This window comes from Flagellimonas sp. CMM7 (genome assembly GCF_021390195.1).
Lineage (GTDB): Bacteria > Bacteroidota > Bacteroidia > Flavobacteriales > Flavobacteriaceae > Flagellimonas.
The window spans coordinates 3,478,143-3,496,206 of record NZ_CP090003.1 but is presented as its reverse complement, the minus strand read 5'-3'; the positions used below and the strand labels follow the sequence as shown (position 1 = coordinate 3,496,206).

The window sequence follows — 18,064 nt, the reverse complement described above, 5'->3', positions numbered from 1 at the left end:
TTGATTTATTCCTTGGAGTAAACAATTACTTTTGAGGCCGAAAACCAATCATGGCCCAATCCAAAAAAAACCAATTTATTGACCCTTCAAAAAGTCCTGTTTTTTATGGCTATGTTATCTTGGTCATTGGCACCATTGGTGTCTATTGTAGTATCCCTGGCCAGACCATTGGTGTATCGGTTTTTACAGACCCCGTAAAAGACGCTCTGGGTCTTAGTCGTAATCAGTTCAGTAACGCGTATATGATAGGAACCATTATTAGTTCTTTGGTTATTGGGCGCGCAGGTGTTTGGTTTGATAGATATGGGGCACGGTACGTTGCTTTTTTTGCAACCCTAACTTTGGTAACAACGCTTTTTCTTTGTTCTTGGTCCTCACAAATGAGCGAATTCATAAAAAATGTATTGAACAACAATACTTGGTGGATCCCTTTCTTATTGATGACATGCCTTTTCTTTTTACTACGTTTTGCCGGGCAAGGAGTTTTAACAATGGCCTCTAGGAACATGATTATGATTTGGTTCGATAAAAACCGAGGCAAAGTAAACATGTTCAGCAGTGTAGCATTATCTTTTGGTTTCTCTTCTTCTCCTATTTGGATAAACACATTGATAGATACTAATGGTTGGGAGGTTACATGGCGGTACTTTGCCATAGGTTTGCTCATTTTTAGTGTTCTGGTTTTTCTATTCTATAAAAATAAACCAGAAGAACATGGCCTTTTGCCAGATGGTGACAATGTTCAAATAAGTACAAAAGAAAAAAACAAGGTATTGGCCCATAAACAATTCACACTAAAAGAAGCAATGAACACACGTTCCTTTTGGATGTATGGACTTATGTTAGCTTTCAATAGTTTTTTCATCACTGGGCTTACCTTTCATATCGTATCCATTTTTGCCAGTGAGGGTTTCCCAAAAGCTGATGCCATTTCTATCTTCTTACCTGGTTCTGTTGTCGCAGTAACGGTCTCTACAATTTTTAATTGGTTAAGTGACCGTCTTCCCTTAAAACTCTTCCTCTATTTAATGTTACTGGGAGGTATATTAGCTTCCGTCGGTTTTTTATTTTTGGCCAGTCCTATAGGGGTTCCTTTCCTAATTGCTGGTTTTGGTATTATGGGTGGTTTTTTTGCGGTATTAAATGCCATAGCTTGGCCTCGTTTTTATGGTCGTGATCATTTGGGAGCCATTACTGGAAAAGTAATGAGTTTTCTCATTTTAGCCAGTGCCTTGGCCCCTTCCATTTTTAGTCTTTGCTTTTCTACTTTTGACTCTTATAGTTTGGTAGGATACATAGGGCTGGCCTTCTTGGTGTTTTTACTTTTGGGAAGCTTGAAAGCCAATAATCCACAGTAAAATCTTCCAAAATTTAGAATACTGCTACAAGAATTTAATTTCTTAAGTTTATGATTCAAAGAAGGCAATCATAAAATGAAATCTTACAAATTCTCATTTCTCTATATCTTCATCTTCATGTGGTTTTCCACTGCATGTGAAAACCAATCCCAAAAGTTGGAAGCGGAACAAAAAGAAGAACTGATTACAGCGATAGACCGGTTTAATTTGGCTTTCGCCAATAGTGAAATTTCCGTATTGGAATCCATGGTAACCAATAATTATAGTCATACAAATGGGACCTATGAAGCTATTGACAAAGAAAGTTGGTTTCAATATTTAAACAAGAGAGATAAAGAAATCGAAGCTGGTATTTTGACCATCAATAGTTATGAAATGAAGCAACTTAAGGTTGAATTTCATGATAATACTGCTATTGCCACAGCCAAAGTAATCACATCTATTACCAAAAATGGGGAACTAAGTAAAAATGAGTACCGAGTAACCAACATATGGGTCTATGAAAATGGGGCTTGGAAAAGAGCTGGTTTTCATGATGGCAAAATACAATAGTGCGAGACACGTCTATTGCATAACTTAAAACAAAACAATATGAAACTAGGTGCTTTTTCTATAAGTCTAGCGGTAAAAGATCTTCAGGTTTCCAAAACATTTTATGAAAAAATGGGATTCACCGTTTTTGCCGGTGAGATGGAACGAAACTATCTTATAATGAAAAATGGTAACTCTCTCTTAGGGCTTTTTCAAGGTATGTTCGAAAACAACATTCTAACCTTTAACCCTGGTTGGGATGAAAATGCCCAAACTTTGGATGCTTTTGATGATGTTCGCGACATTCAAAAGGCCTTAAAGAAAAATGGGGTGGCACTAACATCCGAAGCTGATGAGACCACAAGCGGACCTGCCAGTTTTATGGTCATGGACCCAGATGGCAATACTATTCTAATTGACCAACATGTTTAGATTTTTGGCAGCATTGAACGATACCTTTTTATATCTTTGGCCGATTAGCTATGAATTTAGACGACCTCATACTCCAATTTCAGAAAAAGGATAAAACTGCCTTCGAGAAATTGTATAATATGTATGCAGAAAATATTTGTGGAGTCATCAATACCATCATTAAAGATGTAGAACGTTCCCAAGAACTTTGCCAAGATGTTTTTATTAAGATATGGGATAAATCTGATAATTATGATGCGTCCAAAGGGCGTTTCTTTACATGGATTTTGAACATAGCCCGAAATGCTGCCATCGATGAACTGCGCTCAAAAACCCATAAAAATCAAAAGAAAAACCTCCCCGTACATTCTTTCGTAGGTATCTATGAAAATAGCGAGGATTTAAATGGTAAAATTGATACCATTGGGTTGCAATCCTTATTAAATGGCCTGAAAGAGAAATGCATCCTTTTGATAGATTTGCTTTACTTTAAAGGGTATACACAAAAAGAAGTATCTAAAGAACTAAAAACACCCATTGGCACTATTAAAACACGTTTACGGAGTTGTATTTCCGAATTAAGGAAAAACGTAAGATTATAAATGGATATTGAAAAGTACATAGCATCCGGAATTTTAGAACTCTACATTGCTGGAGCACTTAGCCCAGAAGAAAATTTAGAGGTGCAGCACTATGCCATACAATATCCCGAAATTCAAAAAGAAATTGAGGCCATTGAAGCTGCAATCTTGCACCTGACCAAAACAGCTTCTCCAGAATTGCCTGTAGATGGTTTTAAGAAGTTAAAATCCGAATTAGATGATGTAATTCCATTTTTACCAACTGCTTCAGAAAAGAAAACTCCATGGAGCAGTTATCTAGGATGGGCCGCTTCCCTGTTATTGGCAGTAGGACTGTTATGGATGTACCTGGAAAACAACAATCTGAAATCGGAAATAGAGGTAACCAATCAAGAAAAGCAAAGTTTAGAAGAAATCCTTTCAGGAGTCCGTAATGAAGTAACCAATCAAGAAACATTACTTCAAGCATTACGTGATAAAAATGTTACTGTAATAGATTTAGGGGGGCAGACAGTGTCACCAAGGTCTTACGCCAAGGCCTATTGGAACAAAGCAGAAGAAAATGTCATTATCGATGCTCAAGGTCTACCCGAGCCTCCAGATGGTTATGCATATCAAGTCTGGTCTTTAAAATTAGATCCATTGACTCCTACCAGTATTGGTCTTCTGGAAGATTTTGTAGCAGATAACAACAAGTTGTTTACACTTTCCAATCCCAACAACACTGAAGCTTTTGGCATTACATTAGAACCAGAAGGAGGCAGTGATACACCTAACCTAAAGCAATTGTATACACTGGGAGCCGTTGGCCCCTAACACCTTTCTTTCTTAACAAATTGATAAAATATAAAAACAGATTGTAGATTTTCAACTATATTTACGTAACTAGTTACGTAAATTACGATGAATCAAGATTTTCTGCCAGAGTTGCAACATTTAGGTTTTACCGCTCGCATAAAACGATTGAATGAAAAGATAGTCTCCAGTACCATAGACCACTACTCTACTTTAAATTTAAAAATTGAACCTAATTGGCATGTTATCTTTTTGCTTTTAAAACAAAAGGGAAGACTTACCGTAACAGAAATAGCCAATGCTTTGGGGTTTTCACACCCTGCAATGATAAAAGTGACCCGTAAAATGAAAAACCAAGGTTACTTGGACACTTTTAAGGATGAACAGGATGGTAGAAAAACCCTTATTCAGCTTTCCATAAAAGGGCAAGAATCACTGCCTATTTTTGAATTGGAATGGCATAGGATTCAAGAAGTGTTGAAAGAGGTGGTAAACGATGATTTTCTGGAAAAACTGACCCAATTAGAGCAAGAATTACAAAAGCAGAGTTTTAAAGAACGTTACAACAGACGGTTTGCTCCCAAAAAATCACATAAAGCATTTACAATTAGGAATGCAAAGCCATCAGAATTTAAAGAAATAGGAAAATTAATGGTTAAGGTCTACTCTGAATTAGAGGGATTTCCCAAAGCAAATGAGCAACCACAGTATTACAATACTTTAGCCAACATAGGAGACTTCACAAGAAAACCCGCTTCGGAGCTTTTGATTGCAACATCGCCAATTGGAGAAATCTTGGGTGGTGTTCTTTACTTCAGTGACATGCAATATTATGGTTCTGGAGGTAGTGCCCCTTTAGAAAAAAATGCATCTGGTTTTAGGCTGCTTGCAGTCAGCAATTCCGCACGGGGATTGGGAGTGGGAAAAGCGTTAAGCAAAACTTGTATTGAAAATGCCAAAAAGAAAGGGCATAAACAGGTTATCATTCATACTACCGAGTTTATGAAAATTGCTTGGGGTATGTATGAAAAACTTGGGTTTAAGAAATCAGAAAAGTTGGATTTTAAACAAGGAAATCTTCAAGTTTATGGGTTTAGACTAAAACTAAAGTAAATTAGCAGGATAAACATGCCTTTAATGCTAATTTGAAAATGAGCAATTCCAGTTTAACCCAGAGCCATGAGTTAACCACACATTTTTTTAGGAATGAGTATGGTAAACTTGTTGCTGTCATAACGGGTTATCTAGGATCAGAGAATGTTGAAACAGCTGAAGACATTGTACAAGAAGCTTTGTTGAAGGCAACAGAACATTGGGAAATGCGTGGTATTCCTGAAAACCCTAAAGCTTGGCTATACACCACCGCAAAGAACATTACTTTAAACATTCTTAAACGTAAAAAGTACCAACGTGAGTACGCCAATACTATTCAAAGATCAGGACTGGACGAAACATTTTCTTTTTCTGAGGAGATTATAGAAGACAGTCAGTTAAAAATGATGTTTTCTTGCTGTCATCCTTCAATTTCGGAAAACTCCCAAATTGCACTCATTTTAAAGATTTTATCAGGATTTAGTATTGCTGAAATAGCAACTGCATTCTTTTCCAATGAACAGACCATAAGTAAACGATTAGTGCGCGGAAGAAAACAAATGCGTACTATTTCCATTGATCTTAATTCAAAAAATGTTGTTGAAGAACGCTTGGATTCGGTACTTAAGACTATCTATCTAATTTTTACCGAAGGTTACTTTCCCTCCCATAAAAACAACGTTATCCGTTTTGACCTCTGTTTAGAAGCTATCCGTCTAGTAAAATTATTAACGGAAAGCACCAACATTACAAACAAAACAGAATGTTATGCTCTTTTAGCATTAATGTACTTCAACATATCTAGGTTTAATTCCCGCATTTCTGAAGATGGTGAAATCATTGATTTAAAAGAACAAGACCGTTCAAAGTGGGATGCTCAACTAATCCAGACAGGTACTCAATATTTGGATAGAATTATCCAAGGGGATACAATAAACAAGTACAGTATTTTGGCAACAATCTCTGCAAATCATTGTATTTCATCTTCCTATGAAAAAACTAACTGGCCCCAAATACTGTCTCTCTATGATCAATTATTACTACTGGAAGATTCTCCCATTGTACACCTAAACAGAATTGTTGCTTTTTCAGAAGTTGAAGGAGATGAAAAAGCAATTGATGAGTTGTTTCAACTGGAAGCTAGGTCAGACATTGCCAATTATTATCTCTATCATTTCACAATGGCAGAATTGTATAAAAAAAGTTCTCAGCTTAAAAAAGCGCAAACGTGCTATAAGCAAGCTTTGCACTTGGCAAGTAATGAAAGGGACAAGGAACTTTTACAAAAAAAAATCAATACCCTTGTCCTTATTCCTCCATCTCAATTGTCTTAGGGACAAATCTTAATTTAAAACAACGTATTATGAGAGAATTTCTATTACTTATCAGAAGTGAGGAAGAGCCAAAAGCGAGTTTATCGCCAGAACAAATGCAACAGCACATTGAGAAAATTGGAGGGTATCTGAAAAGACTTACAGAAGAAGGCAGAATGAAATCTGCGCAGCCTTTGGAAATGGAAGGGACCATGTTGTCTTACAAAAATGGTCAAATTGTTGATGGGCCATACAATGAAACCAAAGAGATAATTTCTGGATATTACCACTTATTGGCGAAAGACTTAGATGAAGCAATAGCAATTGCCAAACAAGACCCTAGGTTTGAAGAAGGTATTTGGCGTATGGAGGTAAGACCGATAAAACGCGTAGAAGGCATTAACTAAAAGTGAGCAAAATGCAAACGGCTTGGTTAACCCAAGCCGTTTTTTAATTACTAAACCGAAAATCTAAATCTATAATTTCACTCCTACTCCAAATCCAATAATCCATGGGTTGATGTCAACGTCAGCATCTACTGTTGCACCAAGCGCGGTAGTTGCATTTATAGTTGCGTCTGTGCTTAAAAAGAGTTTTTTAACATCAACATTCAAAAACCATTTATCATTGAGCATATAATCAAAACCACCCTGTAACGCGTAACCAATAGAAGTGTCATAATCTACATCATCTGCTACTGGACCTTCATCAACCCCATAAAACAAGGTTAGGTTTAATCCCGCACCTAAATAGGGTACAAAATCCCCACCTGTAAAATGGTATTGCCCTGTTAAAGTTGGGGGAAGCAACCATACATGACCTAAATCTATATCACCCGCCGCAGTTCCAACAGCTTCAACATCATGTTTAGTTGTGGCTAAAATCAATTCCACTGACCAATTTTCATTAAAGAAATAAGAAATATCAAGCTCTGGCACAAAAGCAGTAGATATGGATGCATCACCACCTATACCTGCAATATCTGCACTTTCATCAGGTGTTACAACAATTCCCCGTAACCTAAATTGCCATTTACTACCGTTGTCATTTGTTGCTTGGTCCTGTGCTATTGCAAAGTTCATAGAACTTAATAGTACTACCATTAAAGAAATTCCTATTTTTTTCATTGTTCTGTGTTTTTAAATTTGGTCAAAACTAGTCCACCAAACCTTCAGAGAACATGATCTTTATCATTGTTCAAAAAATTGTATTCCAGGTTTTTTTTGGGACGGTCGTAATTTTGAAAACTTTTAGAGAAGAAAATATAAATGGGTAATTTGCAATATCCATAATTATGAAATGACCATGCAGGATTTAACATCTTACAAGACTCAAATACTGATTACCGTTATCCTATTGATTATCGTTTTAGTATTGAATTCTTTGAGCAAAAGGGCAATACGGAGATTTGGTAAAACCAGCGCCATAAACATGAACAATAGAAAGATAATTTTCTATTTGAGCAATTTGTTTTTCTATGGGTTGGCCATTGTGGTCATTACTTTAATTTGGGGAGTGAACTTGCAAGAGTTCTCGGTTTTTATTTCCTCTACTCTTGCCGTAGTGGGCATTGGTTTTGTTGCCCAATGGTCCATACTTTCAAATTTGACCGCAAGTGTTATTTTGTTTTTTAGTCACCCCTTACGATTGGGAGATAGGGTTCGTGTAATGGACAAAGATTTTGATTGGACAGGAAAAGTAGAGGATATCAGCGGCTTTTACCTTTTTATGCGAACGGATGATGGAAGAAAAATTTCAATTCCAACCAATTTAGTAATCCAAAAGGGTATTGAAATTCTTCAGCCTGATGAAGTGGTGGATACAACTCAAAATTGAATAAATACGCCATGGCAAAACCATGGCATATCTGAAAACAACATACAACCAAACAACAATCTTTACAATTTGTTGTGGAACTATAAAACCCAATTTATCCTACCCCTAAAAAACATATCTAAGCCCTGTCCTAACCGAGAATGGTGTTCCAGGGGTAAAATGAATTTCCTCTACAGCGATTTCTTCTCCAGCCAATCTTGAGTTTGTTACAAATTGTGCTTCTTTCCATTTTGTATTGAACATATTTTCTATACCGAAGGTTAACGAGATATTATTGTTAACTGCATAATTTAAGCTCATATCGGTTACAAAATAACCATCTGCTGTAATTGAGAAATCTTCATTGGCGGGGCGATTTCCAAGATATCTATAGGTCAATCCTCCCGAAAAATTCTTCATTTTTGACAATTGTAAACCACCTGATAAGGTAAAACCAGGTGCCAAAGGAATATGGTCCATACCATCTTTGGCTTCCAAGCTTCGCGCATGGCTGTAGGTGGCATCAGCAAATAAAAAAACATGTTCGTTTATCTGGGAACGTATTCCCAAATCAACTCCATAACGAACAGATTTTCCATTTGGTTCCACTATCCCTTCATCACCTACATAAACAAACTCTTGGTCTGAATGCAATGTCCATAATGCCACATTAAACAATACTTCTTCTGTTGGTTTCCATATAGTTCCAATATCCGCTCCATAAGATTTTGGAAGCTTTTGTTCAGTGTTTTGTAAAATCACCCTCGTATCATTACTATGGAATCCCACGCCAGATTTCAAGTAAAATTGAACTTTATTATTCGGTGTATAAGCCATATTTATTTTGGGAGTAAAAAGCATATCCCCTGTCTTTTCTCTGGTAAATGAATTTTGAAGAAAATCTGAATATTCAAATGTAAATGCATCCAATCTAAGCCCTAGATCAAACAACCAACGATTCCATTTAAGCTTTCCAGACAAAAACGCATAAGTGTTTCTTTCGGTAACATTGCCCAATTGAACGTTTTGAACGGTTGTATTTCTGTTGAGAGTGCGGGAAAGTTCGTTATCCTTGATACGGTCATTCCTAAGACCAGTTCCAGTTGTAATGGTCAGTAGTTTGTTTTCCAAATCAAAAGTCTTACTAAGGTTTAGATTTAGACCTGAGACAAAACGATTTTCCTTTTGTTTTATTTGATCCCCATTATCTGGATCATTTAGGAAAAATGTGAAATTGGAAAATAACTGAAATTGATAATTACTGGTAAATGCTGCCATTTTTAGAGCAATATCATTTTCAAAAGCCTTACTAAAACCAAGGTTGATAGATGTACGCGAAGTTGTACCGCCCTCGGTATCATCTATACTGCCAAATCTACCTATCAATCCACTAATAATAGCTCTTTCAGGAATTTGTCCAGAAGCATTCCAAGTACTTTGAAAATGGTTTGCAGCTACTGTCAATCTGCTACCGGTTGAAAATAAATGATTGTATTTTCCAAAGAGATTAATTCTTTCAAAATCTTGTGGCGATTCAAAATACCCTTCAGAAGTAATAATTTCAGAAGCAAGATATGCTTTGTCCTTATTCGTATTCAGAACGTTAATCATCCCTAAACCTCTTTTTAATCCAAAACTACCAAGTTGTATCTCTGCCACATTCTTATTCAAAATGGTTTTGGTTTCAAAATCCACATAACCAGCAGTATTAAAATTTCCCTTTTCAGCATAATACGGTCCTTTTCCAAAATCTACACTTTTAATACTTTCAGGTATTAGAAAATGTAAATCCGCATAACCTTGACCATGGGCATGGGAAACCATGTTTACCGGCATTCCATCCACATTTATACTAATATCTGTGCCGTGATCTAAATCAAAACCCCTGAGGAACATCTGTTCTGCTTTTCCTCCGCCTGCATGTTGACCAATAAATAAGCCTGGTACTTTTCTTAGTATTTCTTGAGATGATTTAACTGGAGTTATTGCCAAATCTACATCTACTACCTCGTTTAGTATGCTGAGAGTAGGACGCACGATAACTTCTTTAAGTTGATATGCATCTTCACTCATAACAATGATGAGATCATCATTTGAAACTTCTTTGGTAACCGGAATCAGTTCTTTTTTAAATCCTAAGGCCCCAACTTCAACTAAATCACCAATTTTGGTGTCTTCCAATTTAAACTTTCCATTTTCATTGGAATAGCAAAATGTTTTTTCAGTTTTGTTCATGATATACGCTTCTGAAATTGGTTTGCCCAAATCATCAACAATCTTTCCAGAAAAAGTGGTCTGGCAAAACACGGGCAACGTGCATAGCAGAAAAATCTGCATCAGAAGTGTTTGTTTTATTAATATTCTCATGCCTTTCATCAATCAAACAATCTATAGGTTGAGGATTTGGTTTTCTTTGGTTGGTCCTAGTTCATAGATAGCGCCTAGCAGCACTTGCTTTAATTCTACAACTCTTGTTTTGTTTCCATTTGCCTTGTAAATTTCAGCTGCATGTTGCAAAATCGCTGGCTCAAATGTTTTACCAACAATATGATTTTCAACCAATTCCAAAGCTTTTTCTTTCTCTCCTTTTTTGAAAAAACTATAGGCCAATAAATCGTATGACTCTGGTGTTGGCCTATTCTCTACTTCTATTTTGGCTAATTCCAATGCTTTATCATTGGCCTGTAACTCATTCAAATAAAAATCTATGTTGTAACTATTGTACATATCGCCATATGCCTTATTCTGCACCATGGTGTAGTAGTTATCATAAGCTTTTGTTTTAAGTAATTCATCACCTATGAATTCAGCAATTTCCGCTTTCAACAAATAGTAATCAGGTGATTTATGGATTTCTAAAACCGCATCCAGAATGCGAAGGGCTTCTTTTCCATTTCTTTCATGGGAGAACACTATCCAAGCAATTCCTTTTTTTGCATATGCATTTTGATTATCCAGTCCCAAAGCTTTTAAATAGTTTTTATATGAATCATCAATACGTCCAGCATGCCCATAATAATCTGCCAAATTGGTATATGACCATATTAACAATCCTCTGTTTTTTGAGGATTCTGCTTTGTTAGCAGCTTTTTCCATTAAACGGATTGTAGTATCCAGATCACCTTTATGATCGTTCCATTTTGCCAATCTAATTAAGTACCCGAAGTCTGACATGTTTTGAATACTGTCCAGGTATTTTTCTGCTTCATTATAATTGCCCAATTCCAAGTGAATATCAAACAATAAACTTTGGGATTCTTTAAGTCCACTTCCCAAATCAAGCGCAGATTTGGCCAATTCCAAAGCTTCTTTAAACCTGTGCTGGGAAATATAGTTGCGTGCGAGCGCCCTTCTGTATCCTGCTTTGCCAATTGCCGCTATGTCCACAGCTCTTGAAAGTGCTTGTTCTGCTTTTTTTAAATATTGTATATCTCCTGTGTTTTGAAAAAAGCGATTGTACTCGCTTGCAACATTACCGAAACTCAATAATTGTAGACTGTCCTGCTTTATTTTAGAGTTCCATAGTTCAAAATATTTTGAAGTCGTTTTTACCGGTTCAACTGCCAAGTAATGATTGTAATCTTTTTTGTTCGTTTTAAAGCTTGATTCTTGTTGACAAGAAACGACAAGAATGGCTGCAAAAAATAATAGTATGTATTTCATTTTTGTATGTGTTGTTGTAGTTGTTGTTTTAATTAAGGGAGAGGACAAAGTCCTCTCCCCTTCCCTTTCATAGCAATTACTCGGGATTTCCCAAATAAGGGAAAGTTGTAGAAATATCAGCTGTTAAGCCTACTCCATCTGAAGTTAATCTTGGTAGGTCAGACATACCGTCATCATCCAAGTCCTGTCCACTAAAACGGTCTCCTTCTGCTCCTCCAAAGAATAATATCAAAGACACGTCAATAATATCGTCATAAGGAGTTCTTCCTGTTAAAGCGACCTCGTCACCATCTGGAACCAAAATGCGTCCGTCATTGTCAAAATCAGTACCTGGATTAAAGTACGTGGTTGGTAAGTCTGGAGCCACCTCCAATACATCTGCAGCTAAAACTGTAGTAAGTGTGGTGATATCCAACCCAAGAATATTGTTTTCATAGTTTACCACAGCTGGATCCAAGCCCAATTTATTGGCATATACATCATGATACTGTTCCAATCTGTTTTCAAAACCTTCTTGAAAGGTCCTTACCATCTCAGAAGGAATAGATACGTTATGCGCATCCTTTACACTTGGTTGACCATCCAGATCAAAGCTCAAAGTAGTATTGATTCCAGGTCTACCCATAAAATCCACTTGATTAAAGGTTCCAGAAAAGTCCACACCCATCATATCATCGCCTCCCATCATATCATCATCCATCATCATGTCATCGTCCATTGCCATATCATCTGGCGCCATTACGTCATCATCATTGTTACAGGCCACCACCAAACCCAATACAAATAGTGATGCTGCTATATTTTTAATCTGTTTTAGTTTCATGTTCTTTTATTTAAGATTTTTGATTACTGTTTTTTGTTCGTTGTTACCCAAGTCTTGTATACATTAAGGCCCAGCGCATTTGTTGCAGTTGGGGTTCCCAGCATGCTATTAGGGATTTCAATGGCAATGGAAAGCGTATTGGCTCCATCAAATGCATCTGATGCTTCTTCTGGGGCAAAAAATCCGCCTAGAGCGGAATCCACTTCCGGAGAGATAACCGCATTGAACTGGAAGAAGTCAAAGAAAAAAGGGTCTTGTCTAGGCCCCGCAAATAGAGAAACACCGTCTGACGTAGTTTCTACGATAGGTGTAGATCCAGATATTTCTACATTTCCGAGAGCGGCATCTGTTAAAACTTGACTACTTAATCCAGTTGCAGATGGCGCAACAGGGCCAAAGAAATACATTTTACCATCTCTTGCAATGGTTTGAATAACTTGGTCTTCTACCAAATCTCCATCCAAATCAATGTTGATTTCTGTAAGTACGTCCTCATCAAAACTGCCATAAGCGAGATCTGGCAAAACATCAGATTGAAGATCAACAATAAAAACGGTGCTATCCGAACCTTCGCTTGGCTCAAACGCAAAAAAATCAGCAATATCGGCGGTGGTTCCTCTAGAGGAAGGCGCATCTATATGATCCGCGGCCACCAGCGCTATTGTTGTAAGGACCAATGCCCCAATGCCTGTTAAATACTTAGTTGTTTTTCTCATTTTAAATTTACTTTTTATGTTTATTACGTTCCTACCTACGGAACCTTTGAGAGGGGGGTTTGGTTTTTATGTGTTAAAAAAATCTTAATGCTTTTTAGTGGAAAAGGTTAATGGTTCTTAGTGTTAAGTCTTTTAATTTGTGTTATTTTGAAACTCAAACAATAACCAAATGAACCCCTCATCTTCTGGTTGGATTAATAAGTTTGGGCATCTTGTCCAAAAAGAACAAGCAAGCTTTCCTGACTTTGAAAGTTTGTACCAAGAATTAAAAAGGAATGGGTTTGTCTACGGTATTCATTTAGACATCCCTTCATTTATTGATGTAGAACATACATTGACCGAAGATGAAATTGCCAAAATCAATCTACTCACTGCTCTCTACTTTACCTTCCGGTTTGAAAAAGGGAAAACTGACTTTGAGCTTTTTGTAAACACTGTTTTTGAGTATTATCAATCTTTAGAGGTGAGTAAAATATCTTTTCTGAACAAGATATTGACCGGAAAACAAACGGAATCCCAATTAGAAAAACTCATAGATACTAGAATCTATTTAGAAGGGAATGCATTTAACAGAGCTTTTGGCAATAGTCTTACCAACTCATTGCTATATGTGGATATATTGATTTTTAGGATTCATCTTAAAGGCTATAGTTCAATAATAGAACATGCGCAGTTATTGGAATATGTAACTATTAACATTGCTTACCATGCGTTAAACTCAAAAGAAACAAATAAGGCCGATGATAAACTCATTCAGCTTTTAGCCTCCTCCTTAACATATGTGAACTTGGATGAAGCAAAAATTGATGGTACTTACAGAGATTTATTGAAGCAAAATTTCACATCTTGTGAAAAGGATTATTTTATGGATATGGCATGCTTGACCATATGGGAAGATAAGTCTTTGGACTATACAGAATCTGATTATATTTTGGGTCTTGGAATTGACTTGGAAAAGTCAGAAAAAGAGGTAAAATCGGCATTAAATTTTGTGAAAGAATTCTTTGAAAAAAACAGCGCCAAAGTTGCCTACTTAAATGACAAGAATTTGGCTCTTCAATTTTACGATGGCATGTCCAAAAACGTGAGTAAATTAATCTTAAGAAACAGCAAAAGATTAAAAAAAGAACTTACTGAAAGTAAAGAATTAGTTTCACTTTTATCCAAATCTGCAGTAAAAGAATTAAACAAAGAAGAAAAGAAAAAAGTTCAAAATCAGTTATTGGATATCTTTAAAACCATTCCTTCGCTGGCCATTTTTATGTTACCAGGTGGGGCTGTTTTATTGCCTATTTTTATTAAATTAATTCCTAAATTGTTACCATCCGCTTTTGATGATAATCGGATTAAAGAAAACTAGTATTTTTTGGTCAAAAAGCTACTATAAGAAAAATTTATACTTGTTTTTAAATTGATTTAAATATTTGAAAATCAATTTTTTAAATATAACTATTCCAACCACAACTTAAAGTCTCTTACTCGCTCTCTACTCACAATGATTTCTTGCTCATTAAAGTGGTTCAACTTGACTTGAAGCCTCGAATTCGTGTAAGAAATGATGTCTTTTATATGATTTATGCTTACATAAAATTTTCTGCTTACCCTAAAGAAATTCTTTGGCGATACCTCCCCTTCCAACTGCTCTAGTGTAGTATCCAGCAAATAATTCCTGCCATCAGATGTTGCTGCATACGTACCTTTGTTCTCACTGTAAAAGCATTCCACCTCATCGGCATTTATAATCTTTAGATGTTGTCCTACCTTAACCGTAAATCGTTTTTTGTATTCGCGCTCCAGAGGGTTGACCAACAACTTTTTTATGTCGTTAAAATCAACAGAAATTTTTTGGCTTTCCGGCTTAAAATCCCGGTACTTTTTCACTGCACTTTCAAGGTCTTCATCATCGATAGGTTTTAGCAAATAATCGATGCTATTTAACTTGAATGCTTGAAGTGCATATTCATCAAAAGCTGTGGTAAAAATGATTGCACTTTTCACTTCAATAATATCAAATATTTCAAATGAAAGACCATCGGATAATTGAATGTCCAAAAAGATTAAATCTGGATGCGGGTTGTTTTGAAACCATTCGATTGATTCTTCAACGGAATGAAGCATCTTGGAAACTTCTACATTCAATTCTGCAAGCAGGCGATTTAATCTTCTTGCTGCTGGTTTTTCATCTTCAATAATGATTACGTTCATTTCTAAAGTTTAAAGAGTTTAGAATTTAGGGATATCGTTCTTTTCCCTTTCTATATATTTTTGAATCTGTCTTTCTTCCCATTTCCTAACCATAGGGTGGCTGAACACTTTTGTAGCGTGTATGACCAAGAATATCCCCCAGATTATAGGTGTGGATATCATGTTCCAACTTATCCAATTGCTTAAATCCGTGTTTTGCGCAAAGTAACCTAGAAAATAGGCTTTAATGCCTAAAAGAATAAGGTTAATAATTATGTAAATAGATAAATGAGAATAAAACTTTTTCAGCTTGGCCACTCGTTTTTTGGCACTCTCCATACTTGTCTCCATTTTTTCCATCTTATTTATATTTGTCCATTTCTTTTTTATCTTCCTCTATATATTTTTGGATTTGTCTCTCTTCCCATTTTTTACCAAAAATAGGGTTGAAGTCAAAAACTTTGGAAGCATGGAACGCCAGTCCTATCCCCCATGCAAACACTGTTACAAAATGACCCCATTCCCAAAAATTATCCGAACGTAAATAAATATTTATGAGAATAAACGTATTTACCGCAACGTAAACAGCTAAGTGAATATAGAACCCTTTTAACTCCTCAACTTGTTTCTTTGCCCTTTTTAGCTTGTCCTTTTCAAAATTTTCCATAACTATTTCCATTTTTTCACACTCTCTTCGTCCTCCATAAACTGTTTAATCTTCTTTTCTTCCCATCCCTTACCAAAGAATGGGTTCAAATTAAAGGTGCTTATAGCATGGAAAACAACTCCTATTCCCCATCCAAAAGCAGCCCATAAGAACCACATGTATCTAAATCCATTGGTTAAGTAGTTGATTAGGGCCAAGGCCGAAATCACCATAATGTACGTCCAAAGATTGGCATAGAACTTTTTAAGTACGTCTACCCGCTCTTTTGCCTTTATATATCTATTTTTTTTATTTAAGTCTTCCATGTTGGTTGTTTTACTAAATCTACATTTAAATATACTGATTCACTAGAATTCTTCGCGGTTCATAAATTCTCTTATTTTACGTTCTTCCCAGTTTTTGCCTAATATTGGATTGTAATTGTAAGTACACATCCAATGGCTAATTAGCCCTATTCCCCAACCTAGAGCCGGAAAGATAACCCATGGAAAACTTGTTGTACTATAATTGAGGTACGCTAAAATTGATATTACAATACAGTAACTCAATAAATGAGAATAAAAAGATTTCCTTTTCTTAATTATCCTCTTGGCTCTTGTATACTTGTCTTCGTTTAAATCTTTCATAATGTATGTTTTTGATTGATTACTCATTTTTTGATTACACATCAAACTTCGTGATATTGGAAGAATCTTAGAAAAGTAGATTCGTGAACTGTTATTTTTGATGGATGAGTTGTGGAGTTGGAATAAAAATGAATGAAAATTGGGCTTTACAGAGAGAATTAAAAATCATCTTTGTCCATTAATTCCTGGATTTTTCGTTCTTCCCAACGTTTGCCCCAAAGCGGGTTGTAACCGTGTGCTTCCATACCGTGCGCTATCACTCCAAACCCCCAACCAATGGTTGGGAACAAAGCCCATAGAAAGTCCGTAGTCCTTAAGTTTAACCACCACAGAAAAGGAATTACGATACAATACGTAATTAGGTTGGTGTAGAAATCTTTTATCGCCTTCATACGCTCCTTCGCTTTTAAATAGCGTTTCTCAGCAATATGTGTTTCTTGCGTTTGCATTACAGATAGTTGCGTGGTTAGCATAGGTATGGCTACACTAAAACTTGAGGTATTTTTGGCAATGTTCACCTGCCTATCAGTCAAAATCTCATAGCGTTGTTTTATATTCTGAAGCCCTACACCACTGCTTTTCTTTACTACTTGCTTTTCCTGAAGATTATTACTGACCACAAGCATTCCGCCTTCTTCACTTACTGTAATATGAAGAGGTCTAGAGGCAGTGACCACATTATGCTTAACAGCGTTTTCAAGCAATAACTGCAAGGATAAAGGTACTATCCTAGCTTCTGGCATACTTGATTTGTCGGGGATGTCAAAAACGATGCTGTCCTCAAAACGCATTTTAAGCAACCTCACATAGGTTCTGGCAAAATTGAGTTCCTCATCAACAGTAACCAAATCTTTGTTTTTCTGTTCCAATACATATCGATAGACCTTGGATAATGAAGTTGTAAATTTTTGAGCTTGGTGTGGATCTTCTTCAATTAGACTGGTCAACACATTCAAACTATTAAAGAGAAAGTGTGGGTCCAATTGATTCTTAAGTGCATCAAAACGAGCTGAGGCCGTACCCGCAATGATTTTTTGTTTTTTGACCTCTTTCTTTTGTAATGCACGGTAAAAATAAAAAGCATGGGTAAACAAGGAAGCAATCAACGTTATTACTAAAGCCGCGAGGTACGAGTCGAGCTCTTCTTTCTCATTTTCTATAAATTCTAAAATAGAATATCCTGTGAAATAGAAATAAATCAAAAAACGCAAAAAGCCATAAACGACCAGTGTAAGGACAAGAGACCCTAAGGCGCCTATCCATAAACGTTTCTTAGGTTTATCTTCCCATTTATAACGAATATTTAAAAAATCGTGGAAATAAGAATTTACTGCTGTTAAACCAAATGAGAAAATAAAGCTTATTACTATTTGTTGTTTGATATTCTCTAAAGAAAAATCATCATTCCCAAAGATAAAAATGCTAAGAATGGCAACAAAAATGGTAATTATTAAAGAAAGCTTTAAAACTTTCAAAAAGCTATTCATAT

General features: G+C 36.0%; 21 protein-coding genes. 10 read left to right on the top strand and 11 right to left on the bottom strand.

Annotated features, from left to right (window positions below):
- The first annotated feature begins 50 nt into the window (after positions 1-50).
- The 8 genes from LV704_RS15705 (at position 51) to LV704_RS15670 (ending at position 6,488) form a co-directional block, all read left to right on the top strand.
- Positions 51-1,358 carry an MFS transporter gene (locus LV704_RS15705; RefSeq protein WP_163422809.1) on the top strand — a complete coding sequence of 436 codons (1,308 nt, stop codon included), beginning with the start codon at positions 51-53 and terminating at the stop codon, positions 1,356-1,358.
- Positions 1,359-1,433: 75 nt separating this feature from the next.
- Positions 1,434-1,910 carry a nuclear transport factor 2 family protein gene (locus LV704_RS15700; protein WP_163422810.1) on the top strand — a complete coding sequence of 159 codons (477 nt, stop codon included), beginning with the start codon at positions 1,434-1,436 and terminating at the stop codon, positions 1,908-1,910.
- 39 nt (positions 1,911-1,949) lie between these two features.
- Complete coding sequence (locus LV704_RS15695; protein WP_163422811.1) at positions 1,950-2,321, top strand: VOC family protein; 372 nt, start codon at positions 1,950-1,952, stop codon at positions 2,319-2,321.
- A gap of 50 nt (positions 2,322-2,371) precedes the next feature.
- Positions 2,372-2,902 (top strand): RNA polymerase sigma factor, encoded by a 531-nt coding sequence (locus LV704_RS15690; RefSeq protein ID WP_163422812.1) that lies wholly within the window; start codon positions 2,372-2,374, stop codon positions 2,900-2,902.
- Entirely contained in the window at positions 2,903-3,697 is a 795-nt protein-coding gene (locus LV704_RS15685; RefSeq protein WP_163422813.1) for an anti-sigma factor domain-containing protein, read from the top strand. It abuts the gene before it with no gap.
- A gap of 87 nt (positions 3,698-3,784) precedes the next feature.
- On the top strand, positions 3,785-4,789 hold the full coding sequence (locus LV704_RS15680; protein WP_163422814.1) for a bifunctional helix-turn-helix transcriptional regulator/GNAT family N-acetyltransferase: 1,005 nt from the start codon (positions 3,785-3,787) through the stop codon (positions 4,787-4,789).
- A gap of 38 nt (positions 4,790-4,827) precedes the next feature.
- Positions 4,828-6,102, top strand: a complete 1,275-nt coding sequence (locus LV704_RS15675; RefSeq protein WP_163422815.1) for an RNA polymerase sigma factor — start codon at positions 4,828-4,830, stop codon at positions 6,100-6,102.
- Between the two features lie 29 nt (positions 6,103-6,131).
- The gene (locus LV704_RS15670; protein WP_163422816.1) at positions 6,132-6,488 is read left to right on the top strand and encodes a YciI family protein; all 357 of its coding nucleotides are present in this window, start codon (positions 6,132-6,134) and stop codon (positions 6,486-6,488) included.
- A gap of 69 nt (positions 6,489-6,557) precedes the next feature.
- On the opposite strand, the gene LV704_RS15665 is transcribed toward LV704_RS15670, so the two are convergent.
- A complete protein-coding gene (locus LV704_RS15665) occupies positions 6,558-7,208 on the bottom strand; it encodes an OmpW family protein (protein ID WP_163422817.1) in 651 nt (216 codons plus the stop codon).
- A gap of 178 nt (positions 7,209-7,386) precedes the next feature.
- Between LV704_RS15665 and LV704_RS15660 the strand changes: the two genes are divergently transcribed.
- The gene (locus tag LV704_RS15660; RefSeq protein WP_163422818.1) at positions 7,387-7,917 is read left to right on the top strand and encodes a mechanosensitive ion channel family protein; all 531 of its coding nucleotides are present in this window, start codon (positions 7,387-7,389) and stop codon (positions 7,915-7,917) included.
- A 105-nt stretch (positions 7,918-8,022) separates the two neighbouring features.
- Here the strand turns inward: LV704_RS15660 and LV704_RS15655 are convergent, their stop codons facing one another.
- The 4 genes from LV704_RS15655 to LV704_RS15640 form a co-directional block, all read right to left on the bottom strand.
- Positions 8,023-10,233 carry a TonB-dependent receptor domain-containing protein gene (locus LV704_RS15655; RefSeq protein WP_163422819.1) on the bottom strand — a complete coding sequence of 737 codons (2,211 nt, stop codon included), beginning with the start codon at positions 10,231-10,233 and terminating at the stop codon, positions 8,023-8,025.
- A gap of 51 nt (positions 10,234-10,284) precedes the next feature.
- Positions 10,285-11,559, bottom strand: coding sequence for a lipopolysaccharide assembly protein LapB (locus tag LV704_RS15650; RefSeq protein WP_163422820.1), 1,275 nt, complete (start codon positions 11,557-11,559; stop codon positions 10,285-10,287).
- 76 nt (positions 11,560-11,635) lie between these two features.
- The gene (locus LV704_RS15645; protein ID WP_163422821.1) at positions 11,636-12,382 is read right to left on the bottom strand and encodes a hypothetical protein; all 747 of its coding nucleotides are present in this window, start codon (positions 12,380-12,382) and stop codon (positions 11,636-11,638) included.
- 23 nt (positions 12,383-12,405) lie between these two features.
- The gene (locus tag LV704_RS15640; RefSeq protein ID WP_163422822.1) at positions 12,406-13,098 is read right to left on the bottom strand and encodes a DUF4331 family protein; all 693 of its coding nucleotides are present in this window, start codon (positions 13,096-13,098) and stop codon (positions 12,406-12,408) included.
- 169 nt (positions 13,099-13,267) lie between these two features.
- Here LV704_RS15640 and LV704_RS15635 point away from each other — a divergent pair, with 169 nt between their 5' ends.
- Positions 13,268-14,458: an LETM1-related biofilm-associated protein gene (locus tag LV704_RS15635; RefSeq protein WP_163422823.1), complete on the top strand. Its 1,191-nt coding sequence runs from the start codon at positions 13,268-13,270 to the stop codon at positions 14,456-14,458.
- 89 nt (positions 14,459-14,547) lie between these two features.
- Here the strand turns inward: LV704_RS15635 and LV704_RS15630 are convergent, their stop codons facing one another.
- From LV704_RS15630 to LV704_RS15605, 6 genes are all read right to left on the bottom strand, one after another.
- Positions 14,548-15,303 carry a LytTR family DNA-binding domain-containing protein gene (locus LV704_RS15630; protein WP_163422824.1) on the bottom strand — a complete coding sequence of 252 codons (756 nt, stop codon included), beginning with the start codon at positions 15,301-15,303 and terminating at the stop codon, positions 14,548-14,550.
- Between the two features lie 18 nt (positions 15,304-15,321).
- Positions 15,322-15,642 carry a 2TM domain-containing protein gene (locus LV704_RS15625; RefSeq protein ID WP_163422825.1) on the bottom strand — a complete coding sequence of 107 codons (321 nt, stop codon included), beginning with the start codon at positions 15,640-15,642 and terminating at the stop codon, positions 15,322-15,324.
- 1 nt (position 15,643) lies between these two features.
- On the bottom strand, positions 15,644-15,949 hold the full coding sequence (locus LV704_RS15620; protein ID WP_163422826.1) for a 2TM domain-containing protein: 306 nt from the start codon (positions 15,947-15,949) through the stop codon (positions 15,644-15,646).
- Between the two features lie 2 nt (positions 15,950-15,951).
- Positions 15,952-16,254, bottom strand: coding sequence for a 2TM domain-containing protein (locus LV704_RS15615; RefSeq protein WP_163422827.1), 303 nt, complete (start codon positions 16,252-16,254; stop codon positions 15,952-15,954).
- 42 nt (positions 16,255-16,296) lie between these two features.
- A complete protein-coding gene (locus LV704_RS15610) occupies positions 16,297-16,575 on the bottom strand; it encodes a 2TM domain-containing protein (RefSeq protein WP_163422828.1) in 279 nt (92 codons plus the stop codon).
- Positions 16,576-16,733: 158 nt separating this feature from the next.
- The gene (locus LV704_RS15605; protein ID WP_163422829.1) at positions 16,734-18,062 is read right to left on the bottom strand and encodes a 2TM domain-containing protein; all 1,329 of its coding nucleotides are present in this window, start codon (positions 18,060-18,062) and stop codon (positions 16,734-16,736) included.
- Positions 18,063-18,064 lie beyond the last annotated feature (2 nt).

Excerpts from the sequence above, each read along its gene's own strand:
- LV704_RS15680 (WP_163422814.1), top strand. The coding sequence starts at position 3,785 with ATGAATCAAGATTTTCTGCCAGAGTTGCAACATTTAGGTTTTACCGCT.
- LV704_RS15700 (WP_163422810.1), top strand. The coding sequence starts at position 1,434 with ATGAAATCTTACAAATTCTCATTTCTCTATATCTTCATCTTCATGTGG.
- LV704_RS15690 (WP_163422812.1), top strand. The coding sequence starts at position 2,372 with ATGAATTTAGACGACCTCATACTCCAATTTCAGAAAAAGGATAAAACT.
- LV704_RS15630 (WP_163422824.1), bottom strand. The coding sequence starts at position 15,303 with ATGAACGTAATCATTATTGAAGATGAAAAACCAGCAGCAAGAAGATTA.
- LV704_RS15645 (WP_163422821.1), bottom strand. The coding sequence starts at position 12,382 with ATGAAACTAAAACAGATTAAAAATATAGCAGCATCACTATTTGTATTG.
- LV704_RS15665 (WP_163422817.1), bottom strand. The coding sequence starts at position 7,208 with ATGAAAAAAATAGGAATTTCTTTAATGGTAGTACTATTAAGTTCTATG.
- LV704_RS15705 (WP_163422809.1), top strand. The coding sequence starts at position 51 with ATGGCCCAATCCAAAAAAAACCAATTTATTGACCCTTCAAAAAGTCCT.
- LV704_RS15620 (WP_163422826.1), bottom strand. The coding sequence starts at position 15,949 with ATGGAAAATTTTGAAAAGGACAAGCTAAAAAGGGCAAAGAAACAAGTT.
- LV704_RS15675 (WP_163422815.1), top strand. The coding sequence starts at position 4,828 with ATGAGCAATTCCAGTTTAACCCAGAGCCATGAGTTAACCACACATTTT.
- LV704_RS15625 (WP_163422825.1), bottom strand. The coding sequence starts at position 15,642 with ATGGAAAAAATGGAGACAAGTATGGAGAGTGCCAAAAAACGAGTGGCC.
- LV704_RS15695 (WP_163422811.1), top strand. The coding sequence starts at position 1,950 with ATGAAACTAGGTGCTTTTTCTATAAGTCTAGCGGTAAAAGATCTTCAG.
- LV704_RS15650 (WP_163422820.1), bottom strand. The coding sequence starts at position 11,559 with ATGAAATACATACTATTATTTTTTGCAGCCATTCTTGTCGTTTCTTGT.
- LV704_RS15610 (WP_163422828.1), bottom strand. The coding sequence starts at position 16,575 with ATGAAAGATTTAAACGAAGACAAGTATACAAGAGCCAAGAGGATAATT.
- LV704_RS15635 (WP_163422823.1), top strand. The coding sequence starts at position 13,268 with ATGAACCCCTCATCTTCTGGTTGGATTAATAAGTTTGGGCATCTTGTC.
- LV704_RS15660 (WP_163422818.1), top strand. The coding sequence starts at position 7,387 with ATGCAGGATTTAACATCTTACAAGACTCAAATACTGATTACCGTTATC.
- LV704_RS15640 (WP_163422822.1), bottom strand. The coding sequence starts at position 13,098 with ATGAGAAAAACAACTAAGTATTTAACAGGCATTGGGGCATTGGTCCTT.
- LV704_RS15615 (WP_163422827.1), bottom strand. The coding sequence starts at position 16,254 with ATGGAAGACTTAAATAAAAAAAATAGATATATAAAGGCAAAAGAGCGG.
- LV704_RS15605 (WP_163422829.1), bottom strand. The coding sequence starts at position 18,062 with ATGAATAGCTTTTTGAAAGTTTTAAAGCTTTCTTTAATAATTACCATT.
- LV704_RS15655 (WP_163422819.1), bottom strand. The coding sequence starts at position 10,233 with ATGCAGATTTTTCTGCTATGCACGTTGCCCGTGTTTTGCCAGACCACT.
- LV704_RS15670 (WP_163422816.1), top strand. The coding sequence starts at position 6,132 with ATGAGAGAATTTCTATTACTTATCAGAAGTGAGGAAGAGCCAAAAGCG.
- LV704_RS15685 (WP_163422813.1), top strand. The coding sequence starts at position 2,903 with ATGGATATTGAAAAGTACATAGCATCCGGAATTTTAGAACTCTACATT.